Annotated in this window: 11 protein-coding genes and 2 tRNA genes; 7 read left to right on the forward strand and 6 right to left on the reverse strand. The window is 52.4% G+C overall.

Translation table 11 applies throughout. From position 1 onward, the window contains the following. Both mazG and LBJ25_07665 read right to left on the reverse strand, forming a co-directional pair. A partial coding sequence (gene mazG, locus LBJ25_07660; protein ID MDR1453831.1) for a nucleoside triphosphate pyrophosphohydrolase occupies nt 1-527 on the reverse strand: 527 nt, incomplete at its 3' end. Then, on the reverse strand, nt 514-1215 hold the full coding sequence (locus LBJ25_07665) for a SurA N-terminal domain-containing protein (protein MDR1453832.1): 702 nt from the start codon (nt 1213-1215) through the stop codon (nt 514-516). The genes mazG and LBJ25_07665, both read right to left, overlap by 14 nt. 34 nt (nt 1216-1249) lie before the next feature. Between LBJ25_07665 and LBJ25_07670 the strand changes: the two genes are divergently transcribed. Continuing rightward, the gene (locus LBJ25_07670) at nt 1250-2197 is read left to right on the forward strand and encodes a tRNA-dihydrouridine synthase family protein (protein MDR1453833.1); all 948 of its coding nucleotides are present in this window, start codon (nt 1250-1252) and stop codon (nt 2195-2197) included. Here LBJ25_07670 and LBJ25_07675 read toward each other — a convergent pair. Further along, nucleotides 2142-2465 (reverse strand): hypothetical protein, encoded by a 324-nt coding sequence (locus LBJ25_07675; GenBank protein MDR1453834.1) that lies wholly within the window; start codon nt 2463-2465, stop codon nt 2142-2144. The genes LBJ25_07670 and LBJ25_07675 overlap by 56 nt on opposite strands. Further along, on the reverse strand, nt 2452-3606 hold the full coding sequence (locus tag LBJ25_07680) for a cofactor-independent phosphoglycerate mutase (GenBank protein ID MDR1453835.1): 1155 nt from the start codon (nt 3604-3606) through the stop codon (nt 2452-2454). Before LBJ25_07680 ends, LBJ25_07675 begins: the two co-directional genes overlap by 14 nt. A 196-nt stretch (nt 3607-3802) precedes the next feature. Between LBJ25_07680 and LBJ25_07685 the strand changes: the two genes are divergently transcribed. After that, nucleotides 3803-3878 (forward strand) — tRNA-Arg (locus LBJ25_07685). 133 nt (nt 3879-4011) lie between these two features. On the opposite strand, the gene LBJ25_07690 is transcribed toward LBJ25_07685, so the two are convergent. Beyond that, a complete protein-coding gene (locus tag LBJ25_07690; GenBank protein ID MDR1453836.1) occupies nt 4012-4662 on the reverse strand; it encodes a DUF3800 domain-containing protein in 651 nt (216 codons plus the stop codon). A gap of 259 nt (nt 4663-4921) precedes the next feature. On the opposite strand from LBJ25_07690, the gene LBJ25_07695 reads away from it, so the two are divergent. Next, nucleotides 4922-4997, forward strand: a tRNA-His gene (locus tag LBJ25_07695). Here the strand turns inward: LBJ25_07695 and LBJ25_07700 are convergent. After that, nucleotides 4990-5646, reverse strand: coding sequence for an HAD family phosphatase (locus LBJ25_07700; protein MDR1453837.1), 657 nt, complete (start codon nt 5644-5646; stop codon nt 4990-4992). The two genes, LBJ25_07695 and LBJ25_07700, sit on opposite strands and share 8 nt — an antisense overlap. Before the next feature lie 29 nt (nt 5647-5675). On the opposite strand from LBJ25_07700, the gene coaE reads away from it, so the two are divergent. From coaE to LBJ25_07720, 4 genes are all read left to right on the forward strand, one after another. Further along, complete coding sequence (gene coaE, locus LBJ25_07705; GenBank protein MDR1453838.1) at nt 5676-6212, forward strand: dephospho-CoA kinase; 537 nt, start codon at nt 5676-5678, stop codon at nt 6210-6212. A gap of 201 nt (nt 6213-6413) precedes the next feature. After that, nucleotides 6414-6770, forward strand: coding sequence for an endonuclease domain-containing protein (locus LBJ25_07710; protein MDR1453839.1), 357 nt, complete (start codon nt 6414-6416; stop codon nt 6768-6770). Between the two features lie 209 nt (nt 6771-6979). Next, entirely contained in the window at nt 6980-7771 is a 792-nt protein-coding gene (locus LBJ25_07715) for a hypothetical protein (protein MDR1453840.1), read from the forward strand. Between the two features lie 76 nt (nt 7772-7847). Further along, nucleotides 7848-9401: a hypothetical protein gene (locus tag LBJ25_07720; GenBank protein MDR1453841.1), complete on the forward strand. Its 1554-nt coding sequence runs from the start codon at nt 7848-7850 to the stop codon at nt 9399-9401. Nucleotides 9402-9824: the final 423 nt, after the last annotated feature.

Below are 9824 nucleotides of genomic sequence, written 5' to 3' on the forward strand. Positions count from 1 at the left end.
TCAAACTCCGTGATTTCCTCTTTGATTTTTTCCAAAACCGACCGCGTTTCGGTAAACTCGAATCCCACCCGCGCCGCTTTTTTCTGGACTTTTTCCGCGCGGCATAAAGCCGGCATACCGCGCGGCACAGAATCTAAAATACTCTGGGCGGATTTTTGGCTTTTTTCCGTTTTTTTGATCTGCTCCCAGTTTTGCCAGATCTCGTCCTGTCCGCTGACTTTGGTGTCCGCGAAGACGTGCGGGTGCCGGCGGATCATTTTGTCCGCGACAGCGCGCGCCACGTCAGCAAAAGTAAACGTGTTTTTTTCCTCGGCGATGACGCTGTGCAGAACTATTTGCAAAAGCAGATCGCCTAATTCTTCTTGAAACAAAGCCAGATCTTTTTTATCCAGCGCGTCGAGGGCTTCGTAAGTTTCTTCCAGCAGATAAGGCTTCAGCGAATCGTGTGTCTGCGCCCGATCCCACGGACAGCCGTCCGGCGCGCGCAGCTGGCGGATCGTGTCCAGCAAACGGTTAAACTCGTCCATTGGAAATAGTTTTGTCCGGCAGCGGTTTCTGGTCAATGTCCAACGCCGGTTCATCGCTGGAGAGAATGTCCGGATTGATCTCGACCCTGGCCGCGCCGCGAATTTTGGCAAACCAGCGGTCGTAGATTTCGTTTTCTTTTTTGCGGATCAAATATTTTTTAGCTTCGGAAGATTCGTCCTGATCCGCAAAAAGCTCTTGATTGCTCTCCAGAAAACTATTCAGCTCTTTGTCGGAAACAGCGGTTTTGGGCGCCAGCGTTTTTTTGATCTTTTCGGCGACTAAGCGCGAACGAATGCCGTCGGCTAATTCCGCGGAATCAATATGCTCCTGCGCCAGCGTTTCTTCAAATAATTTTTGAGAGGGAAAACCAGCGCGCAGTCTGGCGATCTCTTCCTGCACATCGGCGGAAGTGACCGCGATGTTCATTTTGGCGGCCTGCTGGCGCACCAGCGTTTGATTGATCATGTCGTCGATGATCGAACGCTGCGTGGTGGCCAGAATAAATTTGCCTTCTTCGGACTCCAGGTCAATGCTGCTCTGGTCGACCAGCGTGATTTTCGCGCTGGCCAGCACGGCTTCAAATTCTGCCAGCGGAATAGCCTCGCCGTTGACCAGCGCGGCGTAAGGCAGGGCGGCCGCGCCGTAGCTGAAAAAGACCGCTAAAAAAAGCAAAAAAAGTTTACGCATATACGTCTTTATTTTAGCATATTATAATTAGCCTATGGACGGCAGATTTAAGCTGGGCAGTTTGACGCTACGCAATGTGCTGGCCGCGCCGCTGGCTGGAATTTCCGATCTGGTCTACCGGGAGATTTGCCTGGAACACGGCGCTGGCCTGGCCTACACCGAGATGATCTCCGTGGCTGGTCTGGCGCGGCAAAACCGCAAAACCCTGCGCTATCTGGCCGTGCGCCGTGACCGGCCGGTGGGCGTGCAGCTTTTCGGCAAAAACCCCGAGGAATTCGCGCGGGCGGTGGATTTTTTGGCGGAAAACACGGACTTTGCCTGTGTGGATATCAATATGGGCTGTCCGGTGCGCAAAGTGGTTAGCTCCGGCGCCGGCGCGGCGTTGATGCAAAATTTGCCGCTGGCGCGGGAGATCATTGAAGTAACCGCCGCCAAATCTCCGGCGCCGGTTACGGTGAAATTTCGCCTCGGCTGGGACGCCAAAAATTTAAATTTTTTAGAGCTGGGCAAGATTGCCGAGCAGGCCGGCGCCGCGGCGGTAACTCTGCACGCGCGTACCAGACAGCAGGCTTACGCCAGAGAGGCGGATTGGACAAAAATTAAAGAATTGGCCGCCGCTGTGCAAATACCGGTAATCGGCAACGGCGATGTCAAAACGCGGGCGGATATCGGCGCGCTGCTGGCGCAGACTGGCTGCGCCGCGGCCATGATCGGCCGCGCGGCGATCGGCAATCCCTGGATTTTTGAGACGGCGGACACGGTGTCGCCGCGGCAGCGCGCCGAGATGTATTTGGAGCATACGCGGCGGTTATTGCGGTATCAGCCGGACAATGAGGGCAAAACTATCGCCGAGATGCGCAAATTTGCCACGCGCTATATCAGCGGATTTGCCGGCGCGGCGGAGCTGCGGCGGGAGATAAATACGCTCAGTGACTATGCCTCGCTTGAGAAATTGCTGCGCGGGGTTTTAAGTCCCGCATAGTTAAGCGGTTGGTTTTTTCTCTTTTCTGCTTGCGGATACCAGGCGCAGGCGAAACGCCCGCCCGCCGCGCCTTTTCCCACTGCGCCATAGTCGGCAGATCGGCGGCGTGGGTCTCCAGACGGGTAGCGTCGGAGATAGTGTGAAATCCGGAAAATAAGCGGCGCGGAAAATCCGCGCCGCAGCGGGGGCAGTTTATTTTTTCCGCTCCCCAAACCAGCTCGGAAAATTTTTTTTGGCATTTGACACAGACAAAATCAAAAACCGGCATAAAGTTTTCCCAGCAGTTCGTGCCCGCGCGCGATGTAGAGGCCGGATTTTTTAGCGGTTTTCTCCGCGTATTTTTGCGATTTAAATGGCCGCGGCCGGGCTGAGTCAAAGTATACAAACGGCACCGGTTCGCCGGAATGAGTTTTGAGGCAGATCGGCGTAGGATGATCGGGCAGGATCAAAGCGCGAAAAGGGATTTTTTTCCGGAATAATTCCCGGCAGATCGGCCCGACGATCTTGCTGTCAAAATCTTCGATAGCCCGAATTTTTAATTTCAGATCGCCCATGTGTCCGCACTCGTCCGGCGGCTCGACATGCACGATGACCAGATCTTGTTTTTTTAGAGCGCGCAGAGCCGCGCGCGCTTTGCCCGCGTAATTCGTGTCAAGAAAACCGGTCACGCCCTTGACGCGCAGCGGCTGCAGTCCGGCGTAATGCCCCAGTCCGCGGATCAAATCCACGGCCGTGATGACCGCGCCGGTCAGTTTATATTTTTGCGCGAGGGGAGTCAATTTCGGCGCTTGCCCCTGTCCCCACAGCCAGATCTGTGTAGCTTTAGTTTTTTCTTTAGCCAAAATTTCCCGCGAAGCGTTCATCAGTTGATTGAGCAGCGCGTCCCGGGGCAGATATTTTTTGACGCTCTGTCCGGTAATGTCGTGAGGCGGCGCGCAGGCGGCCCGAAGACTACCGTGTTTGATGACGCAGAGATGCCGGTAGCTTACGCCCGGGTAAAATTTAACCCGCGCGCCGCCCAGCGCGCGGTCGATTTTCTTAATGAGTTTGCGGGCGGCCGGAGTGGAAATATGGCCGGCGGTAAAGTCCCGCATTTTGCCGTTTTGGATAGTTACCAGATTGCAGCGAAAAGCCACGTCCGGCGCGCCGAGTTTGAGTCCCTGGGCGGCGGCTTCCAGCGGCGCGCGGCCGGAGTAGCGCTGGCGCGGATCGTAGCCAAAGATGGACATATTGGCGATGTCGGAGCCCGGCTTCATGCCGCGCGGAACGTTCTGCACCAGGCCGGTCAATCCGGCGGAGAGCAGTTTGTCGATATTAGGTGTGCGCGCGGCTTCCAGCGTAGTTCGCCCGCGCAGTTCCTTGAGCGGCCGGCCGGACATGCCGTCGCCGATCAGTATCAGGTACTTCATGGAATTATTTTAGCACAACATTTGCGGCAGGGGATTTTGTGCCAAGTTATTTCATGATAAACTTTACTGATTTCTGCGCCCGTAGCTAACGTCGCGCTACGCGCTTGTTTCCCTCACTTAACTTCGCTACGCTCGTTAAGTTCGGGTCAGGGTTGTTTATACCAAGATATTTTCATGATAAACTTCCTTAAGTTTTGCGCCCGTAGCTCAGGGGATAGAGCGTCTGCCTTCTAAGCAGAGGGTCGTATGTTCGATTCATACCGGGCGCGCCAGAAGTATTGTGTAGACGCTGGTTATATGCTAATATCTACTGGAGCGGTAAGCCGACTTGTATGTCCGTTCCGAGCAAACTCTTAGAGCGCGCGACGACAGAATGGAAAAAACATACAAGCGCACGCTCACTTTTTATCCCGCGTACTTTCCATCAAAAGCGATCTTTTTCTTAAATATATTCAGCCAATCTGTTTTGTTGTGTTCATATTTTTGAAAAATGCCCCAACAGAATAAATCGGCAACTTGTATACCTTGTAATTCTTTGGAGTTTCCATGATAGATATTAAACAGAGTATTAGGGCTTATGCGAGATTGCAAATGTTGTCTTATATAATAATCAAACTTGGCTAGCTCTGTTTTTGCTTTACTCTTGTCGATTACAAATTCAATTCCTGCCTTATCAGCTTTTTCTAAAGGTATTTTATCCAATACAAGTTTGGCAATATAGTTATAGAGTCGTGATTTATCCTCGCCAATATGACGGATAGCTTTTTGTTTGTCTATTGTAATAGCATAGATACTGAAGTCTATTTTTTGCAGATATTTGTATAGATATTTTTTGGTATCAAGTGTCGTATTAGTACCTTTGATTTCTTCAAATATAAATTTACGCTTCTTAAAATTCATTTTTCTGGCAAGAGTTTTTTTGATAGCATGACTAAGAAAGCGATTGTTAGCAATTCCCTCAAAACAAAGTATTGTTATTGTGAAGTATTTAGAAGTAGTTTTGCGCTTCAAATCAAAACCCAAATCGCCCGATTCATCTAAATAAAGATACCACATTGAGATATTCTACCGGCACACCTGGCGCGCGACAACTGTAGTTTACAAGACCTAAAAAAATCCCCCACATATTTTTTGAAAATAGAACAGATAACCGTCTAAAAGCGCATAAAGCTCTTTGTTTGTTAAATATAGGACAGATTATATTTTCGTGATAAACTTATGCGGTTTTTGCGCCGGTGCGGCTTCTAAGCAGAGGGTCGTATGTTCGATTCAGACCGGGCGCGCTTGCCGCTGATGCGGTAAAATATTTATGTTGGTGGGCGTAGCTCAGTTGGTAGAGCGTCAGATTGTGGTTCTGAATGTCGAGGGTTCGATCCCCTTCGCTCACCCCAAAAACTCAAGTATTTTCTTCCGCAGATCTTTTATCCCGCACACCTGGTCTGCGCCAGCTTTTTGGAGATAATCTGCCGGCAGACTGGTGGTGACGGCCAGACAGCGCATCCGCGCGGCTTTGGCGGAACGAATACCCAGCGGCGCGTTCTCGATGACCAGACATTTCGCCGGAGGCAGAGCCAGTTTTTGCGCGGCGGCGAGGTACGGCTCGGGGTGCGGTTTGCTGCGCGTGGTCAGTTCGCCGCCGACCACGCAGTCAAATAATTTGAGCAGCGGTTTGGAGAGCAGCTGCGGCATATCCGAACTCGGTGTGCCGCTGACCAGACCGAGAAGGTATTTTTTGCTTTTTAATTCCCGCAGCAGTTCTGGCAGGCCGGGCATGATGTGCCGCCGGAATATTTTGCGGAATAATTTTTGGCGGTAATTAAAAATCTTGCGCTTAAACGGCAGATCCGCCGGCAGATTATTCCGGGTCAGATAATGCTGGAGCGTGGTTTCCCATTTTTCGCCCTCGTGTGCGTAAATATCCTGCGGGCCGACCGTGATGCCGTATTTCTTAAGCGCCTCATGCCAGGCGAAAAAATGATAAGGCATGGAGTCCACAATGACGCCGTCCATGTCGAAAAACAGTGCGCGGATTTTTGACATGGCTGGAAGTCTAGCATATATTTAAGGCCGTGATCATCGGCGTTACAGGAATTACCGGCAGCGGCAAATCTGAAGCGGCGCGGCTGCTGGCGCGGCGTTTTGCCGCGGAATATATCGAGGTGGACGCGGTCGGGCATCGAGTGCTGGCCGAAAATAAATTTGTGCGCCGGGCGGTGCGCCTGCTCTGCGGCTCAGCCGAGCGGCCGGCCGTGGCCGCGCAGGTCTTCAAATCTCCTTTCAAACTTTTTTGTTTGAACACCCTGACGCATCCTTTTATGCGGCGGATCATCCGGCGGCAGCTCCGCGCCCGGCAAAAACATTTCGTCATTGACGCGGCGCTGCTTTATCAGATGGGCTTGGCCGGATACTGCGACAAAGTACTTTTCGTGGACGCGCCGGAAAATCTGATCTACGAGCGGCTGACCGCCAAAGGTTTGACCGCCGGTCAGGTCTGGCGGCGGCTGGCGGCCAATCAAAAAGTCTATATCTATAAGCAGCGCGCGCACAAAATTATCGTCAACGACGGCTCGCTGGCCGCCCTGCAAAAAAATATCGAGAGGTTTTGACCGTTCCCTGACTGTAAGCCCGTTAGGGAGCCTGTCGCAGGGAGCGTATTTCAGCAGCGCCGTTTTTTATATGTCTCGCTTCCGTGAGACACCCCTCTGTCACTTCGTGACATCTCCCCTTGTAAAGGGGAGAAAATCAGCCGTATAAAGTTTGTTCCTTGCTAAAGAGAGGCAACCAGATACGTAATGTATAATTAGAAGGTGACAAAAATATATAATATGAAAAAATATATTGAGCGGCGCAAGCGTTTGCGAAAAAACCTGACCGCTACGGAACTTATTCTCTGGACGGCGGTTAGGAATAATAAATTAGGCATTAGATTTAGGCGGCAGTATGGCGTGAAAGCTTTTGTCCTGGATTTTTATTGTCCGGCACGTAAACTGGCCATCGAGGTCGACGGCGGTGTGCACCTAACGGACAGGCAATCGGCAATAGATAAAGACCGCCAGCGAATTATCGAAAATCTTGGTATAAAATTCCTGCGCTTTACCAACGAACAGGTACGGCAAAATTTAACGGCCGTTTTGAAATCCATAAAAGACAGCCTGTCCAGCTGAAAAAGTTAGCTCCCCTTTATAAGGGGAGCTGGCAAAAATCTGCGCCGCAGATTTTTGTCTGAGGGGTGTCTGCGTCAGCAGACATGGCAACGCTGAACGCTGATTGAATGACAAAAACTGGGGCAAAAGCCGATGTGTGAAGTTTGAGGCAGCAGCAGGCATATATTTCCCAAAACTGGGTATAGCTTCAGATAAGAGAGGTGTTTTTCATGGCTGGTGGCAGTATTGAAGACAGCGTTATCGCCAAACTAAAACTTGATGAATTGCAGCCCGGGGAAAAACCAGCGGCGCTGCTGGCGTATTTTGACTCCGTGATCACCGGCAAGATCCGTACCAGTCCGGTCGAGCTAAAAGCCGTGCTGAGCCTGCTTTGTTCCTGCCAGAGCTTAGACCAGAAAAGAGAGGCGGTCACTTATCTCAATACGCATCAGATCTCGATCGACCATTTTTTTAGCGACAATATGCAGCGTTTTGACCGTTTTGAATTCAAACCGTATTTTCTCCGGCTCAAAGGCATTGAGCCGGGGCGCGAGTTTGCCGTGCCGGTCAACGCGCGGCGCAATTTTGAGAATATTCAGCCTTTGAACACCAGGCTGTACAAAGACCTGCTGGAGAGCGATCAGCAGGCGCTGCGGCTCAAGAGAGACGCGCTGCAAAAAGTCGATCTGCAGGCCGTAGCGGCGCGCCGCGCCGAGGAGAGCCGCAAGATCACCGAAGCCTTTAATCAGCTCCAGCAGCGCGTGGACAAAAGCCTGCAGTCCGGCGCCGCGACCAAAGAGCAGATCCTGGCCAAACTGCGTTTTGTCGAAGAACTTTATTTGCCGGAGCTGCAGCTGCGCCACAATGAGCCGGCTTTGCAGAGACTGGCCGGGCTGCTTTTGGTCGACGCGGAACCAGCGGCGGACAGAGCGCTGCCTGCGGTTGAAGAAGTTTTCAATTCTCTAAAAATGCCACAGAAACAACGTGAAGCTTTTTGCGCGGCGCTGGCTAAAAAGATTTGAAAGAGTATTCGTTGTTGTAACAGCGCCGTGACTATCAGCGCGGCGCTGGCTAAAAAGATTTGAAAGAGGGGAAACCATGCCGCAGGACGAAATAATCGAAGAATATTTCACCAGCGCCGCGGAGCGAAAAGATAAAAATGCTCCGCCGGACAACGCGCTGCCCGAAGGCAACGCGCCGCCTTCGGGCAGCGTACTGCCTCCGGTTAGCAACACCGCGGCGGCGGTACTGGATACAGGCGCTTTTTTTGCCAATACCGCGGAGGAGCTGCGGCGACACAGATCGACACGCGCGGCGCATCAGCGTCTGGGACGTAAATCCGGCGAACTGGCGCGGACGATTTTTGGCGAATTTGTCGACAGCCGCGACGCGGAGCAGGTGCGCCGCGCGGCGCGCCATGCTTATTTATTGCTGCGGCAGGGCGGACAGCGAGAAGCGGCCAGCCAGTTCAAGACTATAGCGGAAGAGCTGCAGGAAGAAATATTTTTTGTTTTACTCGACGCGGAGTCCGGCTATGACCTGCGGCCGGCGCGTCTGGCGCTGGGCGAGCTGGCGCGCGGCGCGCGGATCTCGCCGGAACTAAAAGCCAGGGCGGCGGAAATTTTGCGGGACAATAAGCGCGGTTATTTCGCCGAGCTGACGGACAATCTGCGCTCTTCTCTGCAGACCGCCGCCGCGCAGCTGGACAATCTACCCCGGCTGGCCGCCAAACCGGAATTTCAAAAAATGGCCAAAGATATTTACCGTCTCCAGGACGCCGCGCTGACCGCCGCCTATGCGGAGCTGACCGAACGTTTTGCCGCCTGCGCGGATCTGACCGCGGAACAGCAAAAATTATTTGCGGAACGGCAGATCGGTCTGAAAGAACTGGCCTGCGGTTTGGACACGGCGGTGATCGCGCTGGACAATGTCTGCGAAAATTTTTACGCGCGGCTGGCCGCGCCGCGAGACCGTCTCGGCACGGATTTTAGTCTGCTGGAAAACGCCGTGCGGGCCGAGCAGGCCAAAAAATATTCCGCGCTGGCCGCGCTGCTGCGGCGGATATATGAGTCCAGCGGCGGCACACTAGTTTTAAAACTAAAGCTGGACGCTTATTTTTTGGTGAATGCCGCGCTGAGCGGTCAGACCACCGTGCCGCTGAGCATTTTGTTTTGCGATCTGGAAACGGAAGCCGCGGCCTGGAATACTCCAGCCGAGCTGGATTTTCTGGACAATTGTTATGAGTACAGCAGCCAGTATAAAAGCGGCACGGCCGTCGCTCTGGATGTGATCGTCAAGCTGAGCCGGCAGGACGCCGCGGTCGTCAGTCAATGGGACAAAACCAGGCTCGACGAGCTGCGCAAATTGGCGGAGTTTTGCGGGCAGGTCAGGAGTACGCTGCAGGCTTTTGCCAAAAAACTGGAAAACATTAAAGAGATCAAAAAAATGGAAACGGCGCTGCTGCTGATCAGTACTGGCGCGCGTTTTTTTCAGGAGCTGGGCAAAGCCCTGAAAAATTTAAATAAAGACGCGGCTGTTCAGGAGACGCTGGCGCGCTGCCGTTTTTTGCTGGAAGACACGCGCTGGCTGCAAAACATCGCCGTGTTTTGCCAGTATGCGTCCGGTCACGGTCACTTCGCCTCCGCTCGGTGACCGAAGCCGCCGCTCTGTTAGACATGCCTGTCCCTTTTGATGTCGCTCCCTTCGACAAGCCCCCTAACGGGCTTACAGTCATGGAGCGCAAGAAGCTGGCATGTGCAGTTTTGTTTAACAGTTGTATGGCATTGACATTTATGGGCTGGTTTAATATTATGGATTATAAACCCTAGACAACTGTTAAGTAAGGGTTAAGGGGAAAATCCATATAACAAAAAAAATCGATGCATTTTTTGCATACTTGCCATCGATAAGTGTCTGTATACAGAAAATATACGGGGGAAGTGTCCATGCTAAATAAAATGAGAACGCCGTTTAGCGTATGTGTTTTTTTGTTCGGAATGACAGCGTTCCTGATGGCCGCTGGTTCTTATCTGGAAACCGATGATGGCCTCTACGACATTGGCATATCTACGCAGG

The sequence above is a fragment of the Candidatus Margulisiibacteriota bacterium genome (assembly GCA_031268855.1).
Lineage (GTDB): Bacteria > Margulisbacteria > Termititenacia > Termititenacales > Termititenacaceae > Termititenax.